The sequence below is a fragment of the Massilia sp. PWRC2 genome (assembly GCF_049896725.1).
Taxonomy (GTDB): Bacteria; Pseudomonadota; Gammaproteobacteria; order Burkholderiales; family Burkholderiaceae_D; genus JAFCUW01.
The window spans coordinates 410,512-436,631 of sequence record NZ_JAFCUW010000003.1 but is presented as its reverse complement, the minus strand read 5'-3'; the positions used below and the strand labels follow the sequence as shown (position 1 = coordinate 436,631).

The window sequence follows — 26,120 nt, the reverse complement described above, 5'->3', positions numbered from 1 at the left end:
CGACGGCGAACCCGGCGTCAAGACTATCTGGCTCGGAATGAAGGATGTCTACGTTGCAGCCAAAACGATGGAGAAATTACGCGACCGAGCCAATGCCAAGACTTATGTATAACGAGGTGGGTTTAAGGACCAGCAATCGCTTCAAGTCTGCAACCGTTACATGTCCGAGTCCCGTTGTTTGTTTATTTCGGGCTAGCTCAGCAAAGACCGGGCGTAAATGCTTAAGCGTCCTTAGCAAAAACGACCGCTCGTGTTCCTCTTGCGGTAGTACCCGGAAGATATGCTGGTTCAGCCACGATTGGCCATGAGTCCACACGAATGTGTCAATCGACGTATCTGGGTTGCCCGACCAAGAGAACAATATGTCCGCAGTATTGATACGATACTTTTCGGGCATGACCACGTCTGAATAAGCTGTTTGGGAAGACACTCCGGCCTTGAGCTCAGCAATTTTTATGATTGGCAGTCCCCGACGCTCCAAATTTGGCGAAAACGCCTTGTATGCGGCTCCATTGATGTAAGTTGCCAAGTCGTACACAGGAACTCGCGACCACCCTCGCGGCACCAATCCGAACTCCGACGCCTCAAACCCATCTGGAAACAGCGCTGCCGTGGCCTCATCCATGCCGTCAGGAACAGCGCCCTCCATCTTGGCGTGCACCGGGTCGAAGTCGACAAACCACGATTTGAACAGCGTTTGAGCGATGGCCTCGAGCGTGGTATTTGTTTCTTGCAATAAGTCAATCCGGTTTTTAAGATTGTCGAAGAAACTGACAAGCTCAATTTGGTCGGCTTCGGGCGGGACTGGCACGGGGAAGTGCGAGATTGAGTCGAAAGTTATTTGCGGGAAAGTTCCCGACCGCGACTCGGCAACGCGCTGAAATTCGTTTAATGCATATTTGTTGGTCAGAACGTGATACAGGAATCGCGGCAAAACTCGACCAAGCGTCTGGATGACCATAAACTTGGTCGAAACAACATATTTATCTACGTCAAAATCAACATAGGCAAACCGTCCGTTTTCCGGTCGGATTTCAGTCAAGAGTATGTCGCTTTGACGAAGCGCCTTCTTCGCTTGACCTGGAAGTCCATCGCCACTGCTCAATGTCGAATGTAAAAACCTTCCATTAAGCACGTCACCTGTATTTACGAATACAACTTGAGGGTGAGTTTTGAATGAAAAAGGGCGTGATGCATTGATAGCTTCCTTCCCGAGTTCACTAACTGGCCACTCAGAATTAAAACTCATACCCCAGCCCTCCTAGCTTCTGCCGAATCAACTGGTCCAGTTCTGCGCCCTTAGCCATCTGCTCACCCAGCTTCTCAGTAAGCTGCTGCATCTTGGTGGCAAAGTCCTCATCGTTGTCTTCGACCTCTTCCGCACCGACATAGCGACCAGGCGTGAGCACGTGGCCATGCTCGGCGATTTCGGACAGCTTGACGCTCCGGCAGAAGCCAGCAATATCCTGATACTCGCCAGCATCCGCTTCACCACGCCAAGCGGCGACAACGTCCGCGATGCGCTCAATCACCTCGTCAGTCAGCTCTGACTGCACGCGGCTAATCATGGTCGCGACTTTGCGCGCATCAATGAAAAGCACTTCGCCCTTGCGGTGACTCTTCCGCTTGACCAAGAACCACAAACATGCCGGAATCTGCGTGTTGAAGAAAAGTTGGCCTGGCAGCGCCACCATCACTTCCACCACATCGGCATCGACCATGGCGGCGCGAATGACTCCCTCATTGTTCTGGCTGGAGCTCATGGAGCCGTTGGCCAGCACGATGCCAGCGCGGCCGGCCGGCTTGAGGTGATACAGCATATGCTGCAGCCAGGCGTAGTTGGCGTTGCCTTGCGGCGGGTCACCAAACACCCAGCGCGGGTCACCGGTCAGGCTACCGTGCCACCAGTCGCTGATGTTGAACGGAGGGTTGGCTAAGATAAAGTCGGCTCGTAAATCGGGGTGCTGATTGCGAGTGAACGTGTCGCCAGGCTCACGGCCAAGATTGAAGTCAATTCCCCGGATGGCCAAGTTCATTGCAGCCAAACGCCAAGTAGTGGGATTGGCCTCTTGCCCGTAAATGGAAACGTCGCCCAGCTTGCCGCCGTGTGCTTCGATGAATTTTTCGGACTGAACAAACATACCACCGGAACCACAGCACGGGTCGTAGACCTGGCCGTGATGTGGGCTGAGGATGGCGACCAGGGTTTTGACAATGCTTACAGGCGTGTAGAACTGCCCACCGCGTTTTCCCTCAGCGCTTGCAAACATGCCCAGAAAGTATTCATACACTTGACCCAGGATATCGCGGGCAACGCTGGGGTTGTCGCCAAATCCGATGGTGGAGACTAGGTCCACCAACTCGCCGAGCTTCCCGTCGGGCAGTTGGGCTCGAGCATAGCGCTTATCTAAGATGCCTTTTAGTTTCGGATTTTCCAGCTCAATATGCGTCAACGCGTCGTCAATACGCTTGCCAATATCAGCCTGCTTCGCGGCGCTACGCAGGGCTTCCCATCGCGCTCCCTCCGGCACCCAGAAGACATTGGTGGCCTTGTAGTAGTCGCGGTCCTCCAGCTCTTCAGCAACGAGCTCCGCATCGGAGTCGTGCAGAAAATAGTCGTCGGCCTGGTCTGCAAACCGCTTGGTCAGTTCAGCCCGGCGAGCGTCAAAGGTATCGGAGATGTACTTGAGGAAGATAAGGCCTAGGACAAGGTGCTTGTACTCAGCGGCGTCCATGTTGGTGCGCAGCTTGTCGGCAGTCGCCCACAGTGTCTTCTTGATGTCTTCGAGCATTTGGCAGCTAGTAATTTGTGATGGCAAGGTTCACATTATGACCATTTTTCCTATGCTGTAGGGAAATAGTGGGCGTGGCCGCAGCATCTAGGGCACGGTATCGTTCTAGTTGATTGCTCCGAAAGATTGTCACCAATAATCACGCCACTTTTTGGAGTAGCCGTCTCAAAAAATTGCGCCGAAAATCTCGTGGGGTTGTGAGTTTCAACGCCGAACAGCCCGCACTACCTGCTCGAGTTGCTTTTCCCCGTTCACAATCTAAGCCACTCACGCGCGCGGAGGGAGCGTCAGCTCTATTCGATGCTAATTGCCGGCGCATAGGTCCGGGTCGCGCAGCTCTCTTTGAAGACACTTCTCACTCGTGTCAGGCATGGCATACTCGACCTTCAGCCTTCCAAGGAGTACGCATGCCACGTTGTCACCTCTGCCACCTTGATAGAGAGCTTCGCAACTCTCACATCGTCCCAGAATTCTTGTACAAGAATTTATATAACGATAAGGGGCACTTAATGGCAATCAACGGAGTTGGAAGTCGAGGATGGGCGCCCTTGCAGAACGGCCTTAAGCAACAGCTTTTCTGTGAAAATTGTGAGCAACATTTCAATAATTACTTTGAAAAGCCGTTCCTTGAGCGATGGGTCCGAGGTAAGCCGCTTCCCGAAACATGGAATGACATGGAGTTCGTTCAGTGGGCGACGTTCGACTACAGCGCTTTCAAATTATTTCATCTTAGTGTTCTCTTTCGCGCTTCTGTATGTTCATTGCCGACGTTCAGCGATGTGTACTTGGGGCACCACGAAGAGCGCATTCGTGGTCTACTACTCGACCGAAAACCCGGCTTGCATTCAGAGTATCCAATATTCGGATATGCCGTTGTCCATCGCGAGAGTCACAAATTGATAGAGATGGTGACCAGGGCTGGAAAATCGAGCATCAACGGACATCGGTGCTGGGGACTTATGTACGGAGGGGTGCAATGGTGGATATCGGTCTCATCTCATAGGAATATTGAATTCGAAAAGGCGGGACTCCAACCTGATGGACGCATGCCATTCCACGCAGTGCCTTGGGACGAAGTCGACGTGATACAAATGGCGGCACAGGCACTGCGGGCGGTGTCGAAAAAATGAAAGTCAACATCGACGTTTCTGAACACCCAGTTCTGGCCAGTTGGTTCCAGCGGAAACGCAAAACTCGCGGCCAAGAGGACACGGACTTTTGGATAAAAAGTCAGGTCGTTACGATTGGCCAGTTTTCGCATGGCAGCGATGGCGTTGCGAATTGCATGTCCCGCCTCCGGGGTTGGCTGGGTCTCCCAGCCGCACACTGCTTGAATGTGCACATGGACGAGCGAAATTCCTGGTCGCCTAGAGCTCATAAATTACCAAATAAACGATATAAATAATTATCCAAAACACAGCATGAACACTGCAATAACCGACGCAACGTCAGCACTGTCCGACAGCTTTCTCGCCGTGCGTTCAAGCAAGCTGAAAGAGTTGCGCACCTCGATAGGTACTCTCCGGCAGCTCAATTACTCAATGGCAGCAATCGCGAAGATTTCTTTAGTAATCGACACGAATATAGTTCTCGGAGAACTGCGTTGGCTGACTTCAAAGCGACGCACTGGCGACGCAAAAACAAGTTTGATGGAGGTGATAGAAGCCGAGACGCTGCACCTGTATGGCCCGCCAATTTTGTTCGCAGAGGTCGAGGAAAAGATTCCGCTCATCGCTTCAATGCAAGGCCTGGACGCCGAGGTGATGCAAAAACACTGGCAGGTCTACAAAGCCAAAATTACGCTCGCGATTCCCGACGAGAACTTGGTCAAGTCACTCCAGTCTGGAGTCGACCCAGACGACGCTGAATTCGTCGCTCTGCAGCAAACGCTCGGGGCAGACGGAGTCCTCAGTAAGGACCAACATATCGCGGCTATGGGCGGGAATAAGGTCTCGCTCGATTGCATCTTTAACCTACGCGACTACTCGCGCACGGTCGCAATCGAACTAAACATCAAAGTCGCAGGCGTCAACTTTACCCTTGCCGGCCTGACCGCAATTCGCGCGTGCGTTGGTGGCATACAAGCGCTCTCGCGAAGCATCAAAGCTGCGCCCGACTGGCTGAAGTTCGCTCTGCTGCTCTGCGCCCTTCTCACGCTTGCAAATCCTCGCAGCAGAGCCAAAGTGGTCGGTGCCGTAAACAACCTGCTCGCAGGCGCTGCTTCGGCAGCACCTGCAGTGCTCGACTTGATTTCTGTCGCGGCGCAGCTAGCAAACGAAAATGCGAGTCAGGCAAAAGCTCACCTGGCTAACGCTCTCGCTGATATCTCAAAGGTCCCGAAGGCCAACTGACTGAGTTCGGGGTGCCTAGAACAATTTTTCCCAACATGGATTTGCTGGCCTGCGCGGTGAAGGTACAGTGAAGACCAAGTACCCGTCAGACGTGTATCGCGCTATTCGTCTGGAACGTAGCGTTCGACGATTCTATCGACCAGGCCTTCCCGTGTACAAAGGCCCTTCGATGGGTTGATGCTACGGCCCTTCGTTACAACGTCGAAAAGGAAGTCCGAGCGGAGTGCGAAATGTCCCTCCGTAAGAAGGCCCAGGAGTGGGAGGCTGCCAAGGCGCACAAGGACGCACTGCTCAAGCAACTCACCGCGATTGAAGAATGGCGAAGGACCTGGACCGTGCGGGTTCGCTTCGCCGATTTGTGGATGAGATTGCTGCGAGCAAAACGGCGCCGGCGGAGCTTGCACGAAGCCTTGAGCTGATGGCACTGATGGCCAACTGGCTTGACCCGGCCCCGTGGCCTGAAGTCGACCGCGTGGCAGAAAGCAATCCGTATGGAAGTCTTTGGTAATTTTCCCGCGGTACCCGCTCAAAAATGAATCGAGGGCACGGTTGGGGCGCGAACCTATAGAATTGTTAAGGTGATTTATATCGTTTATGCCGTTATAACTATCACTATCATGTTCATCACCAGCCTCGCAAGCGTGCTCAACCATCGTTGACAGACCCTTTCGTGCTGCCTTGAGGCTTCACACTACGCGTCGATTCTGGTTTTCAGGCATAGTCCAATATTTCCAGCGGGGTGACGTAGACCCAAGCCGCAGATATTTTACCGATAGTGACCGTGTGAGACATTCAGCGGCGAATACCTAGAGCACGGTAACTCCTCGCTGTCTCGACACCTAAAATAGTGGCGAGACGGCCCCTTGGCAGGTTAGGCTGTTTTCTTTGCCCGCGAGGCTCTTGCCTTCGTTTTCCCTACCACTTCCGCCACCGCTTTTAGTCTAGGTTTGACCTTCTTGGCTGACTTCGGAACTTCCGCAGAAATCAATTTGTCAACCTTTCTTACGGCTGTTATTGGTGGCGCTTTCACCGACTCATTCCTCGTCACCACGGTGCGAAGCTTAGTGACCTTCACCGACAATCCGCGTGCTGCAGCAGCCGCGGTTGCTTTGGCAAACTTGTCTTTATTTTCCTCGAGGTTCTGAATTGCGTCAGCAACCGAAGCGTCCCTTGCAATAAAAGCTGGAACATCTTTGATTTTTCTTCTAACGGCTTTTTCCTCAGCTGCGCTTTGATGTCTCTGCAAGACTGCATCTGCTGATTTTACTTGTGCCGTGAGCAGCTCGAGTTCGCACACAAGCTGTGTTTCCGTTTTTTCATTGCTGCCGGCGGGTTCCTGGGCAAATTTCGTCGTCCGCTCATCAAATTCGCAGAGCACTTTCATAAATTCGCGGTCTTCCTGACGTGCAATCCTATAGAAACGCTCACGCTCTTTGTCGGTTGCATGAGCGCTGCTAGACCGCAGGAAATAAAAATCGCTCCCTGCAGCGTGCTCTGCCAGCTTTGAAAGCATTTTGGTGATTACCCAGGCTCGTCGCCGGTATTCATTTGAAGCCTCGGTTTCCACCTCAACATCACCGCGTCTCCCATATTTCTTGATGAGGGCAAGCATCTCTGCCATTTTATCGACAGATTGTTTATTTATCATGAGTTCTTCCGATTAATGAGTGATTTTTTGAAATAATTATATCTTAGGGGAAACATGCTTAGGGGCATTATTGCATAGCGCCGAATAAAATTGGCCATGCACTATGCACTCTGCCGTTCAAACAGCCTCTTACAGCGCGGTTCTAAGGGGGGAATGCAAACAAGGGCACGCCTGGCACCAACCGCCATTACGACCAGCACAAGGAAATCGCGGCGTGCAACTTTCCTGCATCAAGGCCGCTGGACGCCTGCGTTGCTAGGCTGGATGAGTAGCCACATGCGTGCACTCAGGTGTTTCAGCGCCTTTATGAAGCTGTGCCCGCTCCCTGCGGCGCACTATCCCAGAAAACGGCACCATCCGGGCCTAGGACAAACGGGCCCCGGAAACTGTGCGGTATGGCGCTCGCCTGCGCCAAACAGACTCGCAGGACTTGGACCACTGAGAGCCACGTTGGTCGACCGGCTACTTAGTGAGCAGTATCACTTGCAGCGTGCCTCGGGATTCCACCGAAGCGCGTCACGGTGGACAAAGGCAGGACATCGTACGGTTGGAGACGGCCGGCTCCCTGAGTTCAACACAACAGTGTCGTCAGATGGACGCATGCAAGACAGCGCGCCCTCACCCATCGCACGCTGCAATCGGTGCCGCCATGTTGGAGAAAGCCATTTCGGGTGTGCAGCGTGCGAAAAACACCCGACCAGCGTTACGCCTTCTCCGGAAGCCAGGTCATACGATTACTCATAATTTCAACTTTGAGGTCAGCGATTTCCATCGTCCCAACATGCCCCCACCAATCCTTCTGGCTAGCGTTGACTTTTGTAGCAGCCTTCGCGAGGCCACGCCAGATTTTTGACTTCATCTTTGCCTCTTTCCGCAAGTGCTCGCCAAACTTGAGCCGGCTAACCGGGCAATGGAAGCGAACCAAACCACCAGCGATTTCTCGCAGCTCTTCCAGCGTCAGCATGCGAATAAAACCCCGAGCACTGTGTAAAGGCTTTAGCGCTGTAGGTTCAAACTTTGGGTGCGTAGAGAACCAAAGAATAGGACGTTCTGGTTCACTAACTCCGATGTCGGAAGGTAGAAGCAAACCAGATTTTTTGATGAGCTCGTATTTGTCGCCTGTAGTGTAATGCCAAGAAATCATCGAATCCTTTTTATTTGAATTTTTGCCGAGTAGTGGGAAAATTGAAGGTAAAACAAAATGGTCCATTTCCCGCGCCGGGCCTATAAACCTATTGCGCGTGGCTGTCCATTCTTTTGGTTTTTAAAGAGCAAAAGCCACCCCATAAGAAAACGTGGACAAAAAAAAACCTCTATTGCGTTAGCAATAAAGGTTTTTTCCCAAATCCTATTGCACATGGCAATAGGACCTGGAAAAGTCCACGTCCGCTTTATGGGGGGACGCCGCATCGTTGTGATGCGATGAATTGAGTATTCCACACGGAAACTTTATTGTCAAGTGTCGTTAGTTCCTTCTGCAACTCGTCGCTTGTTCTGTAAGCGTCGGCTCACGGCAGCACGCCCTGCCTCGCAACTTGGCGTCCCCTGTAGGTCGGCACATAGTGCTCGGCGCAGGAGGGACACAATAGACATACCGGCTTCAGAGGTGGCCAGTATCAATCGCCACCTGCCACGGTGGCCAAGCGCGCATATAAATTCATCCCTTATACCGCTCACCAGTACACCACGTACTGGCACGTATGGCCGGCAACAGACCGATGCAGGCCTGTACATCCACCGTCACCAATGGGAGCTGCATGAACAACGCACTATTAGATTTGAACGAACTCGGCGCCTTGCTTGGCCGCAGCCCGGAAACGATTAAGAAAGACATGAAGCGGAATCGCCTTGCTGTGCCGCCGCGGCTTCACATTCCAGGAACACGGTTGCTCCGCTGGCGGCAAATCGATGTGGACTGCTGGCTCGCCAGTCACGTTGAAAGCCGTCAGGGGGAGCTCGAATGAAGAAGATAATTCCGTTGGGCATACGCGCCGCTCTTAGCGCCAACGCACCAACGCTCGACTTCGTTCTTCCCGGGTTAACAGCCGGGTCCGTCGGCACTGTGGTCGGCGCAGGGGGGGTGGGGAAGACAATGTTGCTCACCCAACTCGGGATTGCAGTGGCGACCGGCTCGCCGGCTTTCGACAATCCGCTGACGCCGCGCAGCGCGCCGGCGCGCGTTGTGCTCATCGCGGCCGAAGAATCGTCCGACATCCTTCGCATTCGCCTACACGCGATTAAGAAATGGATGGACCTTCAACGTGAAAAATCTTCGGGCGCTACCGTGGCCACCGAAAGCGAATTCACGGCTCTGCTGGAAAAGAATCTACTGCTAGTCCCAGCGGCAGGACAGTCGGTGGCTCTCGTCAGCAATGGCGCAACGACCGAATTCTTCGAAACTCTTTGCCAGTTTTCCTTCGGTGCACGGTTAATCATTATCGACCCACTACGCAGACTTCATGACGGCGACGAGAACAGCTCTTCTGCGATGACCTACATCGTGCAGGTGCTCGAGGCGCTGGCAAAGCGTACCCGCGCCGCCGTGATTGTGGCTCATCACATAGGCAAAGCGTCGATGTTCAACGGGACCACAGATTTGGCGGCAGCGTCTCGCGGCTCCAGCGCACTTACGGACGCCGTACGTTGGCAAGTCAACCTGTCAGGCATGTCCGAGAAGGTGGCGTCGAAACACCGGCTATCGGGACAGCACAAATTGTATGCCTGCCTCGATTTTTCCAAGGCAAATTACATCGCGCCGGAACCAACGATATGGCTTAAGCGACTCGATGTTGGAGTGCTGACACACACGATTTTGAAGAGCGTATCGTCTGCCACGCAACATGGCGGTAAGAAAAGCAATATCGAGGGTACACACGTTACTAAGGAGAGAGTCTATGACTGGTGAGATGCGTTTCGAATTTGCCCTCCAGGAGCCGGCGCTGGCCATTGCTCCGGTGTTTTTAGTGCTGAGGAAAACAGCGCGTGGGAAGCTCGACGTTACCCGCTCGTTTGGCGAATCCGCTGTGCGGTGGCGTGGCCCCGATGCTTTGGGCATTCCGGAGCAGTCGGCACTACTAGCACTGCTGTCTATTGCGGGGCAACAGTCGTTTTCCATCGACCCAAATAGCGCCTTAGGCGACAAAGCAAAGCTGCTGAATCAACTATCCTGCGAGGGGCCGCAATCTGACGTCGCAGTCGTAATAGCACATTGGCGAAAGATTGAAATTGCAGCCGGTTATAGTTCTCATAGCGGGAAAAACATCACGAACATTAAATCCGCTGTGAAACGGCTGGCGGAAACCACTATTTGGGAATACCGTGACGGAATCGAGTATGAGTCGAGGCTACTGTCCTGGATTCGCGGGAATGATAATGGTGTGATTATTGCGCTAAATCGGAGAGCGACCGATGCCATCTACGGCAAGCAGTTCATCAAAATTTCGCTCGGAGAGCGCAACACGCTGCCGGAAGAATTCGCCAAGGCCTTGCACGCCTACCTCAGCGGTTCCATGCGCGCTGGCTCAAGCCGACGCCTGACAATAAGCAAGCTGCAGGCGCATATCTGGAGCGGCGAAGTGACAGGCAGCACACGCCGCAACAGGGACAAGAAACTGCGTGCCGCGTTACTGGCAATTGACCTGCTGCCCGCGTGGCGTTGTGTCCTGCTGCCTGGGGGACAGGTGGACATCCGGCGCATTAGTGAGAGCACTATCGAGCACAAAACGGCTGTGAATGACCGCGCGCCGAAAGGCATTGGCAAACGCGAAACGGTTCCGATGTCTTTGGTAACTACTGCTCTTTGATGGTGCGCGGCGGAGGCGATGTCCGCCCTGGTCTTGAGAATGCCGCCGCTATCGCTGCGCCGACGACCTGCGTGCGGTTCATGCGCGCGCGAAGAGCCCGCATACCTCGCAACGGCATGCGGGTTCGACCCTTCTTCAGACAAAGTAGCTGTCGAAGAGTATCGTGCAAGCCGGCTGGCCAGAACGGGCTTGTTGGGTGCGATGAGGCCCCTATCTCAGAGCGAGCGCGGCGCTCTCGCCGTACGTGTCCGGCGAGCGTCCCTACAACGGCCAACTGCCGGTCTCCGGACGTCGGCGATAGAGCGTATCTTTGACTGGTCTGAGCGCGTAGCGGTCGTGGCGTGAGTGGCGCTGTGCCAAGCGTACAGGCCGCCACTAACGTCACTACCCTGATTCGCTGCTGAGTGCAGCGACCTCAGGGCAAGCGAGCCGTGCTGCATGGGGGTACACGCGCAACGCCTCGGTCAACTGGAAGTTGAACGCCCTTCACGTCAGCGTGCTCTTTCCGCCGATTTCCGCCTCCCACGCCATGGCCGACCGCTCCCGCTACTGGTTACCTTCAAAGCTCCATATGGCGTCGCGGTGCTGCAGGCGTCGTGGAAAAACACGCGACCTCCAGCGACGGGCCACATTCCGCACCGAATGAGGAGGTGGGAACTATCGACGACGAAACCGGGAACTATCGCCGCGCGCCGGGAACTATCGACGACGGCAAAAAAACGCACAAAACACAGGAAAAACCTACCCCAAATAACGTCTGCGGGGCCGCTGCCGGGTCCCCACTAGGAATAACTACGGACGACGCTTCGGTCCGCGCCTATGGGCGCTGCCCTCGCTTAAAAAACGGGCGTGCGTGGCAAAGAGACCCGCACTCAGACCCCGTCTTAAAAAACTTATCTTAATAAAAGACGAAAGTGGCGCTGGCGCGCAGTTGTCCAATGTGCCGCGTATTCCGATTCGGCCTCGTGGCGCCGCTGAGGCATTCGTGCCAATGGATGACCGCTAGCATTCCTGACGGAACTGCGCGGCCTTCCTCGAAGTACGATGCCGGCCTCGGAGAAAAACGGGAACTATCGACGACAAAACCGGGAACTATCGCCGCGCGCCGGGAACTATCGACAACGGCAAGAAAATGCACAAAAGGCAGGAAAAAACCCAGCCAAAATTACGGTAGCAGGGCCACTGCCGGACCTCCACTATGAATAACTACGGCGACGCTTCGGACCGCGCCTATGTGGCGCCGTCCTCGCTTGGAAAAATGGGCATGCCTGGCAATGAAAGACGGGCGGGGACTTTCTTCTTATAAAACATTTTCTGAAAAAAAGTGCCCTAAATGCTGTTGACCAAGAGCGTTCGGCACGCACAGGAAGCCATCCGCAATCGATACGGCGACGCGTCAACGGGGGACTCAGACAGGGACCGGGACACGCAGTGCGCCATTGCAGTACGCGATTCCAGCGCCACCGACCGGCATCTGCCGGCCTTTGGCCAACGGAATTGGCCTGCCCCTCGCAATGAAGCCTTGGCCGCTACGGCGTGCCTCTCCCCCACTCTTATCCCACATGTTACTTCCACAACCCTCAATCAACGATGCCGGGTGTCGTTCCGCAGCGCCCGTCCTAGAGTGCACGCGCGGCTCCACGGCGGGCTGAGGTCGCACAGCAACCCACACATGATTAACGGCGCCCATCGCTCTGGTGCTGACCAGTCACCGACACTGAATTGGCAAACGCACTTAGGATGTTGAAATTATCATATAGACCATTAATATCGTTTATATCATTTATACCATAAAATTCATTCCATCCTGTCACGCGGGTTGTATCGTAATAGCTTGTTGCGTGCCGCTCCGCTTCTGGCCGGGCTAATACCGTCTCTCACCTCTCATCGCTGCCACCACCAGAAGTCGCCCGCACCCGGCCGGCCATTCGCAACCGTCATCCTCTGCTCAAAAATTTGATATCGCCAGCGCTGTTTCCACCGCGCGTTCGCTATACGTGCATAGACCCCAACGCGAACATGATTTGAAACATCGGTATGCGCGCCGTCGCGTTTTTCCGCTTCCTTCTGCGGTTGCCCGGTTCGCTCCGGTGACCGCAGTAGCTTGGGCCACGTCCCACCGCCGATATAAATCCATTCGCTACATATCAGTAGAACGAATACGACCGTTCCAACCGAAAGCATTGTCAATAAAAGGAAACCAATATGCGTAAAGAAGCCTTCCTAATCGCAGTAACGCACCCCAAGGGCGGGGTCGGCAAAACAACCACCACCATGGTCCTCTCGGGTGAGCTCGCTGAGCGGGGGTACCGTGTTCTCGTGGCGGATTGTGATGCGCAGGCATCAGCGTCCGCCTGGGCCAACGCAGCGCCGGAAGGTAAGCCGTTTCCGGCAGCAGTTGTAAACCTTTCGGCGTATGCGGGAAAAGTGCATCGCGAGATTCAAAAGCACCTCGATAACTATGATTTCATCATCGTCGACTGTCCGCCGGGATTGGATTCGTTAAGTCCGCAGTCGGCGATTCTCGTGGCTGACCTGGTCATCGTTCCAATGCCACCGTCACCCGCCGACCTCTGGGCGTGTCTGGGAGCCAAACGTCTGATTGAGCGGGGAATGGAATTAAATCCATGCTTGATTGCCGTCATTTTGCCGAACCGGGTCGTGCGAACATCGTTGTCAAACGCCATCATGAAGGAATTGAATGAGTTCGGCATTCCGTTGATGTCGTCGCGGCTGACGAACCGAACCGCGTATCAGGAAGCGGTCGTGAGCGGCGTTTCGGTTTCGGCGTTGGGTCGCGATGCGAAGGCGGCGGCCGATGAGGTCAAAGCACTCGCCGACGAGGTGTTGGCACTACTGGGAGAATCCAAATGACGAAAAAGATGTTCGACAATGTCAAGGTGCGGGCGACAGTCACGCAACAGGATGTGGCTTTGGTGGACCGATTCGAAAAGGCGGATTCTATCCTGCTGAAGGCCCCGGAATTCGTTCCAGAGCCGGTGCCACCCCCACAAAAATCGTCCGTCATACGGGATACGTTCTCGATGCCTCCGGATGACTATGCCAGAATCGAGGAGCTGCGCATCATTGCAAACAAGGAGGGCCGGAGTTCGACAAGTAAAAGCGAAGTCGTGCGCGCCGGACTACAAGCACTCGGCCTCCTCAATGGTCAACAATTGGTAGAGGCCCTTGGCCGGCTTGAAAAGCTGGTGCCTGGCAGGAAAAGCTAATTCATCTCATACCGTTATAACGCTCATCGCGCTATAACGGTATTTTTCCGCTGGACAGCACGCTGCCTAACCCGGCGCTGCGCCACATCCAAAGAAATTTCCGCGCCGGGGGAGTGAGACTGCATTGCATTCTTTTATCGAAATAAATTTTGACATCAAAACTTGTTAGAGGACTGCGGCAATGCGCCAACGGATTAGCCTCTAAATCCGCTCTATGGGAATTGCGCCTGAGAAAAAGCAGGATAGCCGCTCATGACGAGTCCCGGCACGACATGCTCCTCCTCTACCTTCAGTATTTTTACTAACCGACGCGAGCCTTTTTTGAAAAATGTACCTATACGGTACAAGCCCATCCGATTTTCGCTGGCGCTTCAACCAGAAAGGACATATCCATGAGCAACTTACAAACCAACTTGGCAGCACAATCCTCCGCATTGCGTCAGCACAGGACACTGACGCCTTCTCCTTGCGTCCAAGCTGAACCAAGTAATTTGCTCGACGCACTTATTGAGCATTTAGGTGTGAGGAATGATGCGGCACTGTCGCGAGCGTTATATTTGTCCGCACCGATGATTAGTAAACTTCGCAGTAAAACGCTCCCAGTCAGCGCCACCGTATTGGTTCGCATGCACGATGTCACCGGCCTGGGCATCCGAGAGCTTCGGGCGTTGATGGGCGACCAGCGCCGCAGATTCGGCATCGATGACTTTAATGATTTGCAAGAACACGAGTGCAGTGAACCATTGAACTAATAGAACAGGTACCCGAAGATTTCATTCAACAAGCGCCATCAACCAGATTTCTGGTGGGTGGCGCTTTTTCAACGGTGCATGTCCGAGCTGAACACGACATCGCAACGCAGCTTTGCTCCCACCGCTTAAGTTCAATTAAAAAAGGGCTCGCCGAAGCGAGCCCTTGAATTATTGTTATTTGGCAGGTTCGTCGTCGAGCACAACGTTCAAGCACACCTCTGACACCGGAATTCCTTCACAATCGCTCGGAATCGTCGAGAGCCGCATCATAGCTTGAACAGCCTGTCTCAATTCATTCATTGCCTCTTCACCTTGTGGCACCGGTCGCGCCTGATACAAGGTACTCAAGTTTGCAAGTATTCCAGGCTCGCACAAGAATTCCTGCAGGAGCGCATTGTTACTTCCTCGCTGCCCAAGAGATAGAAACACTCCGGTACGACAAGCCTGACCAAAAAACATCAAACTTTTTTCTGAGGCGAACGGTAGCAAGAACCTCAGCTGTTGGTCTTGTATTTGGAGGACAAACACCGCAAAACTTGCATGCCCTACAGTCGTGAAAACATTTAGACTGTGCACAATTTTCTCGTGTTTCTCAACCCGGCTGAAAAAATTATCTGACACATCACCGCACAAATACCAGCTCTGCTGATAAGCATGAGGCAAGACGCCGCCTCGCTCAAACATTTCTGTCCGAACCTCACTTGGTGACAACAAGCGCGCTTGGAACACCGACACATTTTTCTCAGCTAATTTCACATGACCTCCGACGACTCCATGGAGTGGAGTCTCCCTGCGTATAGCAATCTTCGCTAAAAAGAAGTTTCGCGAAATTCCGCATTGCCATTTATCGGATTGCTTCGATGAGCAAACGCATGGCGAACACCTCAATTTGCAAGCTTGATGCAGGACCGATTTGTCGGAAGTCGTTCCCATTCCCGAAATAGATGTATTTCTGTTCCAACGCTGACTTTAAACGCTGAAACTGCGCCCCACGGGCGGGCTATCGCTCGCGAAATGCTTCAGCTAACAGCAATACTTCTGCTAGCCGTCCCGATTCCAGAGCCTCGATGGGGGCTTGGCCTAGGCGCACGGATTTGCTAGTCAAGAAGTGGTATTTCGATGGCCCAGGCAGGCTTCCGAGAGCCAGCGACACGGCGTTGACGGCTTCTTTGGCATACCTTTTGTCCGCGAAGAAAGCGGGGTAGTAGCGCTCGCCATCAGGACCCTCGAAAAAGAATAGTTGACCAGATTCGATTGCCGCGCAGAGAGCATCCGCACTAACGCTGAGCCGAGCCGCGAGTTCAATGCCGTTGATGAGTTCCTTGCGCTTAATCCGGGCGAGGACAGCCATTGCCGATGCCTGCCGGAACTCAGCCATTATCTTCGCTCCAGCCACTATCGACCCAGCTGTGGCGAGTGGCACGACCTGACGGGTGAACGCCTGGCGCAGTATCTCGTGCACTCGCGCATCTTCCTCAAGAGCGTCAATCATTTCAGTTTCCGTGATGCCGGGAAGCCCCTGCAAGCGGTCCGCGGGCGGCAGAACATTGCCGACTTTTGTTATTAATTCAAGCGGCTGTCCCGTGCATAGTGCTTCGAGCATTGTCGCCAGCTCTGCTGCAACACCAGGCTGCGCAAGGCCAAGCACTGGACTCGTTGGCGCCACGACCTGGTGCTGTCGCTCTGCAGGCCAGCCACACACGTCATCGTCGAGCGCTAGCCACCGGGTAAGTCCTCTTTCTTCGGCATCGATATCGATGCTATCAAACCGCGTCGGTGCCGGAAACGTAGTGGCTCCGATAACCCGAGCCTGGAGCTTAGGCGAAAGCTGAGCGATAGCAAATTCATACCCAAAGGCGCGGACCCACGACGTGGCCAGAACGATTCTCAACTCCGGGTACGGTGCCAGCAGCAACTCGAGCAGTGACATGTACCGAAACAGCGGCTGGTCCGTAGGCTCGCCGCGCACAAATACGCGCGGTTGTAGTGGCGCTTCCGGCGTAACGCGCACGTCTGTCGGATGCAGAATTCCGTCATAGTCGAGGTAGAGAACGGGATTAGTAGTCATGCTAAAAGCATACGCTCCACCCAGCGTTTGCGCACGCAGATGTAGGGAGGAATTGAAGAAACCGCCGAAAACGCTATGTGACCCTTCCTAGTTTCGACGTCAAAACTGCGTAAGCGTTGAGCGGTTATGGACCGACGTAACTGCCCCGGCCGGCCGGGGCAAAGCCAGCGTGGCAATCTGTGCTATCCCTGCACGCCATTACGACGTCGATGCTACTGAGTTTCGACGTCGAAACTGCTTGCGGCGACGTTGATTAGACACCGAACCACGACCATTATTCAGAGGTATCGCTGAACTGTATGAGTATACAAATCTCGTATACTTTTGGATACCGAAGCCTCGGGCGCATGGCAGGGGTCGTCTGGAATTCGAAATATTTCTCGCCACGTTGACCTGAACGCCAACCGCACTTTCTTACAGCGCCGCCGCCAAGCGGCCGCAACCAGTGCGCCCAGCACATCCGTACTTTATTCAACGCAAATTTCATCTCCTCCCGCGCGACCGCCTCGCAGGGGTCGTCAGCTTGCGAAGCGATGTTGCAAGACTTTCGTGCCATTCAAATTCCTTAGCTTCTGGCCAACTTAGAAAATTGCCCCCCTTTATCAATTGAACAGGCATCTGTTTTGGATGAGCGGTGGCTACACGTAGTGCAGTTAGGCAAATAGGACATTTTAAGAAAGGAAAGAACAACGTGAAATCAGGTCACCCTATGTCGGATTTAATCGACATTTTTGTAGAGATAGCCGCCGCACTACCGCCGCAACCATTTCAGGAGCAAGCATGCAAAAATCAGCAATCTACGCTAGATATTCCACCGAAGAGCAAAAAGCCACCTCTATCGAGGACCAAGTCAGACGTGCCCGGGAAAAAGCTGAAGACCTAGGATATTCGGTGCCGGACGAGCTTGTCTTTTTCGACGCCAACATCACCGGCACAGCAAAGGGTTTAGCAAAACGGAGTGGCTACGAGAAGCTTCTACGTGCCTGGGAGCGTAAGGAATTTGATGCGCTCGTCGTTGACGAGGTGAGCCGTCTCGCACGTGACGCTGTCGCGCTAGCGCACTTGCAAGAACGCGTTGAGAACAGCGGTGTACGACTTTTGTCTACAGACGGAATTGACTCGGCCACCCCAGGATGGCAGTTACAGTTTGGCTTCTGCGGAGTGATGGCGTCGCATTTCGTCAGAGAGACAGGACACCGAGTCATTCGTGCCATGGTTGGCCAACTCGAGCGGGGGTTCATGATTGCCGCGCCCCCGTTTGGATATACCCAGTTGCGTGAGACAGAAGCAGGTACCGTTTGGCTTGTAGATGAGGCTAAGGCGGCCTACGTGCGCGAAATATTCTGTCGTCGCAGGAATGGAGCATCACTTTCAGCCATCGCGCTATGGCTAAACGAGGAAGGCGTCCCCACGCCAAGGAAGTCTAAGGACGCGGCAATACGTTATTGGCGCCCTGGAACAATATTTCAGATGCTGCGAAATACAATCTATCGAGGCTTATTTATATGGAACGGCAGCCCTTTCACTAAAGCGAAGCGGAAGCGCGGTGGAAAAACTCTAGCACCGGTAGATTATCCTCGGCCAGGGTTGAGAATTATTGACGACGAGACATGGTTCTACTGCAACCAAGAGGGAAAAGGACGCGTCGTGCGAGGCGGGGGAAGGCACCTCTTCGCAGGTCTGGTGCAATGTAGCAAGTGCGAAGCGACGCTAACAGTCGCGACCGGCGGTGCCGTACCATCATTGTATTGCGCGCAATGCCAACAAGCCGCTGCGGCGGGGGTGCCAGGACGCGCGGGAACGTATGTATCAGCGAACGGTTTGCAAACCCTGTTGACATATGTTCTCGAGCGTATGTTTGCCGGTGAAGCTGAACAGGTTTTCCGGGAGCGCTTGAGAACACGGCTCGAAGGTGGAAACGGGGTACGCATTCTTGAGCTCAAGCGGATTGTTGTCAAGCATGAAAATAAGCTCAAGATGCTCTTGCGTATGCTCACGGCGGCCGATACGGAGGACCCTGCAGTAGAGGCAGAATACCGCCAAGTGCTGGTCAAAAAACGTGAGCTCGCGGCCGAGCTTGCGCGTCTCGAAACTCTGGAAAGGAGCGTCGATAAGGTCACGATTGAGCGCCAGCTTGAAGTCAATCCAAGAGGGCTGACGCCGCGAATTTTTGGGCCTGAAGTCAAGCCAGAACAGGCACGAGCGGCGTTGCGGCACATTTTTCCGTCGATTCTCTACCTTGGAAAGCGCAGTAGATTTAGCTCAGAATTTATCCTCGAGTTTGCCCATGGTATCGCGCTCGCTGAGCTCAGCGACACGGCCGTCGTTGATGGTGAGATAACGCGGCTCCAGTACAGTGTTACAGGCGGCCCCAGCCGACCATCACGGTGGCTCATTGAAGAACAGGAAATCGCAGGTTAATTCTGAGGGCGCCCCCAACCGGACGCCTTTTTTTTTCTAGTACTCTTTCATCATATTCTGGGACCACAGTATGTTGAACTCATAATGGGAATGCAGGTATGCATTTTGGCAGCGGACCCCTCACTAGCGCTCAGATTGGCTCGGCTCGAAACAGCTGGTCAACCGACTCCGACTACGTATTTAGTGGCAGAGCGAACGTCGGCGTAGGCACCTTCAGCCCCGACGCCTTAGCATGCATGCCGCCTCAATAGGCCAGGTAACAAGTGCCCAGGCCAATCTGCGCGTTTCCATCGTCTTGTGTCCCAGGACCTTTGTCAGCTGGTTACTCTTGATGCTACAAACGCGCGACGCCCAAAAGTGAGGTTATCGCGTCTCCGGCATCAGCCTGAACTTAAAGTCATTACCCAGCCCCACCGGTTGCAAAAATTTGAAAAGTACGCTCCACGGGCGTCATCAGGAGCGAAAAACTGCTACACTTCCTGTTACACATAGCTGTGTAACAACACGCCGCAAACCCGCATGGATACTGGGGTCTGCGAATGGGTGGTGGTTCCCCATCAGCCACCCCACAGAATTGGTAGTAAATCAAAGACTTACAGGCGCAAGCCGGTAGGTCTTTTTTTCGGCCCTATGCTGCGCTGACGGCGCGCACTCAGGCAACCGCAGGCAACCTCAGACGACATCAGCCAACGCCGGCGCTTGGCCTGACCCAGTCACGCCAGCGCACCGGCTCCACCAGCGCCATGTGCGGCACCGTCAGCGCGGCCAGCCCGACAAACAGCCATTGCATCAGGGCCGCCTCGAGCGGCTGCGCGCGCCAGTAAAAGGCCGCAGCAGCACCCAGCCCGAGCGTGGCCAGCATGGGAAGCAGCGCGACCCGACCGAGGCGCGCCGCCGCATCGGCATCGGCGCCGACATACTGCCAGGTGCGCACCATGTGGCGCGCGCTGTGCATGGCGCAAAAAAAGACGGCGAACCCCAGCAATGGCGGCGCCATCAGGGCCAGGGCCGCCGTGACCGCCATTTCGAGGCCGCTCAGCCAGTTGCTGCGCGCCTGCCAGGCCGCCGTCAGCGCCGTTGCCAGCAACCATGGCCCGCTCAGCTGGTGCAACACGCCCGCTTGAGCGGCAGCCATTGGCGCCATCACCAGGAAGGCGAACAGACGCGCCATCTCCCCTTCATGGAACAGGGCCGGTAGCACGATGACAGCGCCGCCGTACAACAGGCGCGCCGTACGCCGGCTACCACGCGCCGGGTCGCCCGAAAAATGCAGCGCCGACAGCAGCAGAAAGCCGGCCAGGAACAGTGACGGCGCGTAACGCCACAGCAGCACCACCAGCAAGGCTGCGCCCACGTAGGCCAGCACGAAACCACACCATCGGCGCCTACCATGTACGCCGTAGAGTTCCTCGGCGAACAACGGATCGAGCGCGCCGTGCGGCACGCCCAGCAGGAAGATCAGTGCCGCGAGCAGCACCAACATGGCAGCACCGTCGAGCGCGGGCGCAAGGCCGGCGGCGGCGGCGGCGGCGACCGCGCCGCCGATGGCGCAATACAACAATCCTTGGGCACGCAGCAGCATCATGATGCGGACGCGGCGCGGCGACGCCCTGCCCGTTCTACAAGTGCGACCGGTAACTGGCGCAGGAATGGGCCGGCAGGCAAGGCGGCGACGATACGCGCGCAGTCGGCCAGGCTGCCCTGGTCGCTCAGGAAGCGTGTCAGACAGGCGCTGTCGACCGCCTCGAACAGGCGCAGAAACAGCGCCGGCGCGATATCTGGCCGGGCCCGCAGCAGCGACAGGAACAGTGCGTCGAGCGCGCGCAGCAGCGCTGCATCGAGCGCATGCCCAAGCGGCAATCCTCCCTCGCCGAGGCGCTCGGCGCAGCGTGCGGCCCAACGCTGGATGCGCTGGAATGCATAGCCGGTGGCCGGGCGCGCCGCCCCCTGCATGATGCCGGCATGCACATAGGTGGGGTCCGCCGCCGCGCCTTGCTCGTGCAGGCCCATCGGCAGGATACCGTGCTCGCTGCGCAGCACCCGGCAGGCAGCGCCGCCGGTGCGCCCGGCAATGGCCCGCTCGAGCGCGGCCCGCAGTTGCGACGGTCCCAGTGGTTGCGGACCAAATTGCGTCACTTCGACCAGCGCATGGCGCGCCGACAATGGCAGCACATAGGTGAACTCGATGCGCTGCGGCGCGGCGTGGCGAAAATCCATCAGCGCCACGCAGGCGGGGTCGAACAGATCCTCCGAGCAGGCAATTTCATGGCCGTAAAACGACTGCCACAGGGTGGCCGCACCACTGCGCGGTGTCGCAGTAGCACGGGTATCGACCACCCGCGCCGCGCGCACGGGGCCCTGCCGGGTTTCCATATGCCAGCTGCCGCCAGCCTTGCGCGGGTTGCTGGCGAGCGCTTCGCCCAGCCGCAGCGTGATCGCCGCCGTACGCCCAATCAGCGTGAGCGCCTCGGCGTAAAAGGCGCCGGCGCTGATCCGCTGGTAAGGCATGGCGCTGCAATCGACGCGCACCTGCCCGCCGTCGGTATGGATGGTCAGCGCATGCCAGCGCTGCTCGACCAGATGACGCAGCGGCGCTGCCGGTTCGCCCCAGAAACACCAGGTGCGATCGTTGCCATACGCGGGGCGCGCTTCGATGATCAGCGTGCGCGGACAGCGCGGCCCCAGCGCGGCCAGGCGCATGGCCAGACTCAGCCCGGCGCAGCCACCGCCGAGGATGATCAGGTCATAGTCGGTGCGCATGCGGACGTTCGCTGCGCGGCAGCGCATACGGCAAATCGGCAAAGTGGGCGTGCAGCGCCGGGTCGTGCAGGCGGTGCGCGCGCCAGCGGTGGGATGCCAGCGGCAAACTGCACAGGGCATGCAGCGTCAGCGCTGCCTTGCTGCGCGCCGGGACCACGGCGCGCGCGTGCCAGAAGGCGTAATCGTGACGCCGCAACTGCGCGCCAATGGCCCGGTACAAGCGCGCCGCGACGAGGATGGCGCCGCGTGCGCGCAGCGGCAGATAAGGCAATCCCTGCTCGCCGCTGCGATAATAAACGTCGGCCTGTGCCAGTAATGCAGCCACGCATTGGCGCAGCACCGGCTGCAGCGCTGCAGCCGGTGCAATGAGCAATTGTGGCGCCAGTGCCCCCACCCGCGAGGCCGGCAAATAACGCCGGCCGGCACGCGCGTCTTCGCTGACATCGCGGCAAATATTGGTCAGCTGCATGCCGATGCCAAGGTCGAGTGCATGGCGCAGCGCCGCTTCGTCGCGCACGTCGAGCAGCTGACACATCATCAAGCCGACCGTACCGGCGACCCGGTAGCAATAGCGCAGCAAGGCGGCGTCGTCGACGATGCGGACCGGCAACAGGTCGGAAGCCACGCCGCGAATCAGTTCGAGCATCAGCGCGGCGTCGATCGCGCACTCGGCCATCAGCTCGAGCACATCGCGCGTGGCCGGGTCATCCGAGCAGCCGGCAGCAATGTCGTCGCTCAGCCTGGCCAGTGCGCGCTGCGCCTGCTCGACGCAGGTCGCTTCATCGGCAAGGTCATCCACATAGCGGCAAAAACCATACAGGCGGGTCGCGCGCGCGGCGTGGCTTGCGCTGAGCAAATGCCCGGCCCAGTAGAAACTGCGCCCCTTGGCGCGCAGCGTGTCGGCGGCGTTGACCAGCGCAGCGCGCTGCGCGCGGGTGGGTGCTGGCGTGCTGGCGGGCGTCATGGCAGCGGCACCGCCACGCCGGCGGCAGGAATTAGCGCATCGACCACCTTGGCAGAACACAGCACGCCCGGCAAGCCAGCACCGGGGTGGGTGCCGGCGCCGGTCAGGTACAGGTTCTCGATGCCTTCGGCGCGGTTGTGGAAACGAAACCACGCCGATTGCCGGAACAGCGGCGCAACCGAAAATCCGGCACCGTACACGCTCAGGTAATCATGCTCGAAGTCGTGCGGGGTCTTGAAAAAATCAGCAGTGATGCACTGCTGCAGTCCCGGCAGCAAGGTCGCATCGAGCGCAGCCACGATGCGGTCGCGCAACAACGGGCCCTGTGCCTGCCAATCGATGGCCGCTTGCAGGTTGGGCACCGGGCACAGCACATAAAAACTGTCGCAGCCCGCTGGTGCGAAGCTGGGATCGGTGGCGGTGGGGCGGTGCAGATACAGCGAAAAATCGTCTGCCAGCACCTTGCGGTCAAAAATATCCTTGAGCAGCTCGCGGTAGCGCACCCCCATCGAAATGGTGTGGTGCGCCACCTGCGGATAGGTGCGCGTGGTGCCGAAGTACAGCACGAACAAGCCCATCGAATAATGCGCAGCAGCCAGTTTAAGACGCGCCGACAGCGCCTGCTGGCGCGGCTTGAGCATGGCGCCGTACAAGTGGGCGGCATCGGCGTTCGATACCACCAGATCCGCACCGAGCGCGGCGCCGTCGTCGAACTGCACGCCGGTGGCACGGCCGTGCTCGATGCGGATCGCTGCCACGGTGGTGTGCAGGCGCAGCACAATGCCCTGGCGCTGCATCAATTGCGCGAGGGCGGCGGTAATGGCGCCCGTGCCGCCCATGGCAAAATGGACACCATAGGCGCGCTCGAGAAAATGGATCAGGCCATAGATGCTGGTGGTGTTGAAGGGATTGCCGCCTACCAGTAGCGGCTGGATGGAAAACGCCTGGCGCAGTTTGGGACTCGACAGATAGCGCGATACCAAGCCCCACACGGTGTGATAGCTACCCAGTCCAATCAGACGCGGGATTTGCCGCAGCATGGTGGTCAAGCGGTCGAAGGGCTGGGCCGACAGTTCCGTGAAGCCGACCGCGAAAATACGTTTTGAATGGTCCAGCAAGGCCAGGTAGCCGGCGCAGTCGCGCGGCTCGATACGGGCGATCTCGGCCATGGTTTGCTCAAGCGTGCCGCCGTAATCGAAGGTGTCGCCATCGGCGAAACGGAAGCGGTACCAGGGTGTCAGCGGCACCAGTGTCAGATGGTCAGCCAGGCGCTCGCCAAACAGTGCAAACAATTCTTCGAACAAAAATGGTGCGGTGATGACGGTGGGCCCGGCATCATGTCGAAAACCACCGTGTTCGAACACTTGGGCACGGCCACCTGGGGCGCCGCCGCGCTCGATCAGCGTGACCTGGTAGCCCTTGGCGCGCAGCCGCAGCGCGGACGCCATGCCGCCGAAACCGGCGCCGATAACGATGGCGTGCGCGCCGCCCTCCGTCGCCGCGTCTCTCACAGGCGCCTCGCCAGGCGCTGTGCCAGTGCGATCAGCAAGTCGCCGCTGCCATCAGGCAATTCACCGGCGGCACTGATCGCCCGCTCAAAATGAAGGTGGGCAAGCCGCACTGCTGCCGCCCGCGCGGCCGCCTGCTCACCCGCCTGGAGCAGCACAATGTTGAATGATGCAGTTTTTTTGAGCGGGTTGGCATCGATGCCGATGTCCTCGATATCGTCCACGATCTGGTAGCCAACGGCGAAACTTTCGGCGGCGCGGCGGGCGCTGCCAAGCAGGTCGACGCGGCCGGCGGCCAGCAGGGCCAGTTCAGTCGGCAAGCTCAGTAAAGCGCCCGATTTGGCCATCGCCATCGCTTCGTAGCTGGCGATGTCAGAGCCGGTCGGGCCGCTCAGGTCGATGCACTGGCCGTGGATGGCGCGTGCGGTGCGCGCCACCGTCAGGCTGAGCAGGGCTGGCAGGCGCGCCGCCGCGCTGAACGCGCCGAGGGCGCCGTAGGCAGCTGCCAGCATCAGGTCGCCGGCGCAGATGGCGGTGTTCGCGCCAAACGCTGCCCACACCGTCGCCGCACCGTGACGCAGGGTGTCGCCGTCTTGTAAGTCGTCGTGAATCAGGGACGCGTTGTGCAACAGTTCAACCGCACTGGCCAGGGCGATGATGTCGTCACCCGCCAGTTGAAGGCTCAGCCCGGCATGGATGGCCAGGCGCGCGCGGATGCGCTGGCCGCCGCTGTGCAGATGGTAGGCAATGGCCTTGCCCACATCGGCATGGACTGGCTGCTTGAGCGCAGCGGTCGATTCGAAAAGATGGGCTTCGACCGCCGCGAGCAGGCGCTCGAAGGTGGCAGCCGGGGCGGCAATGACGGGCGTTGGAAGCAGCACCTGATCAGGTAATAAGACAGCATGCGGATACATGGTTTTGCTCCAGCGACTGGGAAAATGCCACCAGGGCCAGAAGCCCCGGTGGCTCATGCACTCACCTTCAGGCGGCGAACTCAGGCACCAAGCTTGCGTTCGGCAGGCGATACTGCGACATGCGCGTCGGCGGCAGATTTGCGCACGGCGATCATGTAGACCAGTACCCCGAAGACGGCTTTGGCGACGATGTCAGCGACGGTGTAGCCCACCTGGACGGCCGTGGTGGCAGCACCGCCGGTAAAGCCGATCATCGGGAACACGAACACCACCGGGTAGAAGCACCACGACACCACGGTCAGCCAGCGTGCAGCGCTGATCAGGCCGCGCGCCGATTCGGGTTGCGAGTCGATCGAACGCTTCAAACCGACGAACAGGTCGTAGACAATGATCACGAAGGGGATCATGGCCAGCGTCCACCAGAGCCAGCGGGTGGCTGGAATGGCAGAGATTTCACCCGGGTAGCCAAGCACGACCATCAACGCTGCCAGGATGCCCAGCTTGGTCCCTTTTGCCACCGTTTCGGCCGGCGACAAGCGCATGACCAGAATCAGTTCGATTAACAGCAGCGGTACCGTCAACAGCCAGTCGACGTAGCGATAGGCGTCGTTGAATTTGACGCCTGTTGCGGTCACCTGGCCTGCCAGCACCGTGTACGAGGCTTCCCACGAGGCGAAAATACGGATGTAATGGTAAGCCGCGATCAGCGTCACCAGACCGGTGACGGTAATGGCCGTCTTGTAGGGCGCGGCAACCTGCGAACGCCCCAGAAAAAAGAACACCGTCGCTGCGCCCATGACGGCAATGGCAAATGAAAACGCGTTAAACACTAATTCATACTGGTCTAGGGTGATGATATCCATGGATTCTCCGAATCTTGTGAGTTCACAAGCTGATTATTGTTATTCC

At 56.9% G+C, this 26,120-nt stretch carries 22 protein-coding genes; 10 read left to right on the top strand and 12 right to left on the bottom strand.

All coding sequences use genetic code 11. The annotated features are described in order from the left end of the window. Positions 1–76: 76 nt before the first annotated feature. The gene (locus tag ACP7BZ_RS09530; protein ID WP_426112408.1) at positions 77–1,249 is read right to left on the bottom strand and encodes a restriction endonuclease subunit S; all 1,173 of its coding nucleotides are present in this window, start codon (positions 1,247–1,249) and stop codon (positions 77–79) included. After that, positions 1,239–2,792 carry a type I restriction-modification system subunit M gene (locus tag ACP7BZ_RS09525; protein WP_426112406.1) on the bottom strand — a complete coding sequence of 518 codons (1,554 nt, stop codon included), beginning with the start codon at positions 2,790–2,792 and terminating at the stop codon, positions 1,239–1,241. Before ACP7BZ_RS09525 ends, ACP7BZ_RS09530 begins: the two co-directional genes overlap by 11 nt. A gap of 407 nt (positions 2,793–3,199) precedes the next feature. On the opposite strand from ACP7BZ_RS09525, the gene ACP7BZ_RS09520 reads away from it, so the two are divergent. The 3 genes from ACP7BZ_RS09520 (at position 3,200) to ACP7BZ_RS09510 (ending at position 5,651) form a co-directional block, all read left to right on the top strand. Next, positions 3,200–3,922: a hypothetical protein gene (locus tag ACP7BZ_RS09520; protein ID WP_426112404.1), complete on the top strand. Its 723-nt coding sequence runs from the start codon at positions 3,200–3,202 to the stop codon at positions 3,920–3,922. Between the two features lie 291 nt (positions 3,923–4,213). After that, positions 4,214–5,143, top strand: a complete 930-nt coding sequence (locus tag ACP7BZ_RS09515) for a hypothetical protein (protein WP_426112402.1) — start codon at positions 4,214–4,216, stop codon at positions 5,141–5,143. A 316-nt stretch (positions 5,144–5,459) separates the two neighbouring features. After that, positions 5,460–5,651 (top strand): hypothetical protein, encoded by a 192-nt coding sequence (locus ACP7BZ_RS09510; RefSeq protein WP_426112400.1) that lies wholly within the window; start codon positions 5,460–5,462, stop codon positions 5,649–5,651. 363 nt (positions 5,652–6,014) lie between these two features. Here ACP7BZ_RS09510 and ACP7BZ_RS09505 read toward each other — a convergent pair whose 3' ends face one another. Both ACP7BZ_RS09505 and ACP7BZ_RS09500 read right to left on the bottom strand, forming a co-directional pair. Beyond that, positions 6,015–6,791, bottom strand: a complete 777-nt coding sequence (locus tag ACP7BZ_RS09505; protein ID WP_426112399.1) for a hypothetical protein — start codon at positions 6,789–6,791, stop codon at positions 6,015–6,017. Between the two features lie 703 nt (positions 6,792–7,494). Beyond that, entirely contained in the window at positions 7,495–8,001 is a 507-nt protein-coding gene (locus ACP7BZ_RS09500) for a hypothetical protein (protein ID WP_426112397.1), read from the bottom strand. A 547-nt stretch (positions 8,002–8,548) separates the two neighbouring features. Between ACP7BZ_RS09500 and ACP7BZ_RS09495 the strand changes: the two genes are divergently transcribed. From ACP7BZ_RS09495 to ACP7BZ_RS09470, 6 genes are all read left to right on the top strand, one after another. Then, a complete protein-coding gene (locus tag ACP7BZ_RS09495; RefSeq protein ID WP_426112395.1) occupies positions 8,549–8,755 on the top strand; it encodes a helix-turn-helix transcriptional regulator in 207 nt (68 codons plus the stop codon). Beyond that, a complete protein-coding gene (locus tag ACP7BZ_RS09490) occupies positions 8,752–9,696 on the top strand; it encodes a helicase RepA family protein (protein ID WP_426112393.1) in 945 nt (314 codons plus the stop codon). The genes ACP7BZ_RS09495 and ACP7BZ_RS09490 overlap by 4 nt, the downstream gene beginning before the upstream one ends. Next, positions 9,686–10,594, top strand: a complete 909-nt coding sequence (repC, locus tag ACP7BZ_RS09485; protein WP_426112391.1) for a replication protein C, IncQ-type — start codon at positions 9,686–9,688, stop codon at positions 10,592–10,594. The genes ACP7BZ_RS09490 and repC overlap by 11 nt, the downstream gene beginning before the upstream one ends. A 2,205-nt stretch (positions 10,595–12,799) precedes the next feature. Beyond that, positions 12,800–13,468 carry a ParA family partition ATPase gene (gene parA, locus ACP7BZ_RS09480; protein WP_426112389.1) on the top strand — a complete coding sequence of 223 codons (669 nt, stop codon included), beginning with the start codon at positions 12,800–12,802 and terminating at the stop codon, positions 13,466–13,468. Continuing rightward, positions 13,465–13,824 (top strand): hypothetical protein, encoded by a 360-nt coding sequence (locus ACP7BZ_RS09475; protein ID WP_426112387.1) that lies wholly within the window; start codon positions 13,465–13,467, stop codon positions 13,822–13,824. The genes parA and ACP7BZ_RS09475 overlap by 4 nt, the downstream gene beginning before the upstream one ends. A gap of 392 nt (positions 13,825–14,216) precedes the next feature. Then, positions 14,217–14,576 (top strand): hypothetical protein, encoded by a 360-nt coding sequence (locus tag ACP7BZ_RS09470; RefSeq protein ID WP_426112385.1) that lies wholly within the window; start codon positions 14,217–14,219, stop codon positions 14,574–14,576. A gap of 174 nt (positions 14,577–14,750) precedes the next feature. On the opposite strand, the gene ACP7BZ_RS09465 is transcribed toward ACP7BZ_RS09470, so the two are convergent. Further along, positions 14,751–15,332, bottom strand: a complete 582-nt coding sequence (locus ACP7BZ_RS09465) for a hypothetical protein (protein ID WP_426112383.1) — start codon at positions 15,330–15,332, stop codon at positions 14,751–14,753. 244 nt (positions 15,333–15,576) lie between these two features. Beyond that, positions 15,577–16,644, bottom strand: a complete 1,068-nt coding sequence (locus ACP7BZ_RS09460) for an HAD domain-containing protein (RefSeq protein WP_426112381.1) — start codon at positions 16,642–16,644, stop codon at positions 15,577–15,579. Between the two features lie 780 nt (positions 16,645–17,424). Here ACP7BZ_RS09460 and ACP7BZ_RS09455 point away from each other — a divergent pair. Then, a complete protein-coding gene (locus tag ACP7BZ_RS09455; protein WP_426112379.1) occupies positions 17,425–19,065 on the top strand; it encodes a recombinase family protein in 1,641 nt (546 codons plus the stop codon). A gap of 682 nt (positions 19,066–19,747) precedes the next feature. Here the strand turns inward: ACP7BZ_RS09455 and ACP7BZ_RS09450 are convergent. From ACP7BZ_RS09450 to ACP7BZ_RS09425, 6 genes are all read right to left on the bottom strand, one after another. After that, complete coding sequence (locus tag ACP7BZ_RS09450) at positions 19,748–20,650, bottom strand: Brp/Blh family beta-carotene 15,15'-dioxygenase (RefSeq protein ID WP_426112377.1); 903 nt, start codon at positions 20,648–20,650, stop codon at positions 19,748–19,750. Then, positions 20,647–21,825, bottom strand: a complete 1,179-nt coding sequence (locus tag ACP7BZ_RS09445) for a lycopene cyclase family protein (RefSeq protein ID WP_426112375.1) — start codon at positions 21,823–21,825, stop codon at positions 20,647–20,649. Before ACP7BZ_RS09445 ends, ACP7BZ_RS09450 begins: the two co-directional genes overlap by 4 nt. Next, positions 21,809–22,789, bottom strand: coding sequence for a phytoene/squalene synthase family protein (locus ACP7BZ_RS09440; protein ID WP_426112373.1), 981 nt, complete (start codon positions 22,787–22,789; stop codon positions 21,809–21,811). The genes ACP7BZ_RS09445 and ACP7BZ_RS09440 overlap by 17 nt, the downstream gene beginning before the upstream one ends. Beyond that, entirely contained in the window at positions 22,786–24,300 is a 1,515-nt protein-coding gene (crtI, locus tag ACP7BZ_RS09435; RefSeq protein WP_426112371.1) for a phytoene desaturase family protein, read from the bottom strand. Before crtI ends, ACP7BZ_RS09440 begins: the two co-directional genes overlap by 4 nt. After that, the gene (locus tag ACP7BZ_RS09430) at positions 24,297–25,178 is read right to left on the bottom strand and encodes a polyprenyl synthetase family protein (protein ID WP_426112369.1); all 882 of its coding nucleotides are present in this window, start codon (positions 25,176–25,178) and stop codon (positions 24,297–24,299) included. The genes crtI and ACP7BZ_RS09430 overlap by 4 nt, the downstream gene beginning before the upstream one ends. Positions 25,179–25,291: 113 nt before the next feature. Then, positions 25,292–26,074, bottom strand: a complete 783-nt coding sequence (locus ACP7BZ_RS09425) for a bacteriorhodopsin-like (protein WP_426112367.1) — start codon at positions 26,072–26,074, stop codon at positions 25,292–25,294. Positions 26,075–26,120 lie beyond the last annotated feature (46 nt).

Excerpts from the sequence above, each read along its gene's own strand:
- ACP7BZ_RS09510 (WP_426112400.1), top strand. The coding sequence starts at position 5,460 with ATGGCGAAGGACCTGGACCGTGCGGGTTCGCTTCGCCGATTTGTGGAT.
- ACP7BZ_RS09440 (WP_426112373.1), bottom strand. The coding sequence starts at position 22,789 with ATGACGCCCGCCAGCACGCCAGCACCCACCCGCGCGCAGCGCGCTGCG.
- ACP7BZ_RS09500 (WP_426112397.1), bottom strand. The coding sequence starts at position 8,001 with ATGGACCATTTTGTTTTACCTTCAATTTTCCCACTACTCGGCAAAAAT.
- ACP7BZ_RS09505 (WP_426112399.1), bottom strand. The coding sequence starts at position 6,791 with ATGATAAATAAACAATCTGTCGATAAAATGGCAGAGATGCTTGCCCTC.
- repC (WP_426112391.1), top strand. The coding sequence starts at position 9,686 with ATGACTGGTGAGATGCGTTTCGAATTTGCCCTCCAGGAGCCGGCGCTG.
- ACP7BZ_RS09490 (WP_426112393.1), top strand. The coding sequence starts at position 8,752 with ATGAAGAAGATAATTCCGTTGGGCATACGCGCCGCTCTTAGCGCCAAC.
- ACP7BZ_RS09425 (WP_426112367.1), bottom strand. The coding sequence starts at position 26,074 with ATGGATATCATCACCCTAGACCAGTATGAATTAGTGTTTAACGCGTTT.
- ACP7BZ_RS09515 (WP_426112402.1), top strand. The coding sequence starts at position 4,214 with ATGAACACTGCAATAACCGACGCAACGTCAGCACTGTCCGACAGCTTT.
- ACP7BZ_RS09455 (WP_426112379.1), top strand. The coding sequence starts at position 17,425 with ATGCAAAAATCAGCAATCTACGCTAGATATTCCACCGAAGAGCAAAAA.
- ACP7BZ_RS09520 (WP_426112404.1), top strand. The coding sequence starts at position 3,200 with ATGCCACGTTGTCACCTCTGCCACCTTGATAGAGAGCTTCGCAACTCT.
- ACP7BZ_RS09475 (WP_426112387.1), top strand. The coding sequence starts at position 13,465 with ATGACGAAAAAGATGTTCGACAATGTCAAGGTGCGGGCGACAGTCACG.
- ACP7BZ_RS09530 (WP_426112408.1), bottom strand. The coding sequence starts at position 1,249 with ATGAGTTTTAATTCTGAGTGGCCAGTTAGTGAACTCGGGAAGGAAGCT.
- parA (WP_426112389.1), top strand. The coding sequence starts at position 12,800 with ATGCGTAAAGAAGCCTTCCTAATCGCAGTAACGCACCCCAAGGGCGGG.
- ACP7BZ_RS09460 (WP_426112381.1), bottom strand. The coding sequence starts at position 16,644 with ATGACTACTAATCCCGTTCTCTACCTCGACTATGACGGAATTCTGCAT.
- ACP7BZ_RS09470 (WP_426112385.1), top strand. The coding sequence starts at position 14,217 with ATGAGCAACTTACAAACCAACTTGGCAGCACAATCCTCCGCATTGCGT.
- ACP7BZ_RS09445 (WP_426112375.1), bottom strand. The coding sequence starts at position 21,825 with ATGCGCACCGACTATGACCTGATCATCCTCGGCGGTGGCTGCGCCGGG.
- ACP7BZ_RS09495 (WP_426112395.1), top strand. The coding sequence starts at position 8,549 with ATGAACAACGCACTATTAGATTTGAACGAACTCGGCGCCTTGCTTGGC.
- ACP7BZ_RS09525 (WP_426112406.1), bottom strand. The coding sequence starts at position 2,792 with ATGCTCGAAGACATCAAGAAGACACTGTGGGCGACTGCCGACAAGCTG.
- ACP7BZ_RS09450 (WP_426112377.1), bottom strand. The coding sequence starts at position 20,650 with ATGATGCTGCTGCGTGCCCAAGGATTGTTGTATTGCGCCATCGGCGGC.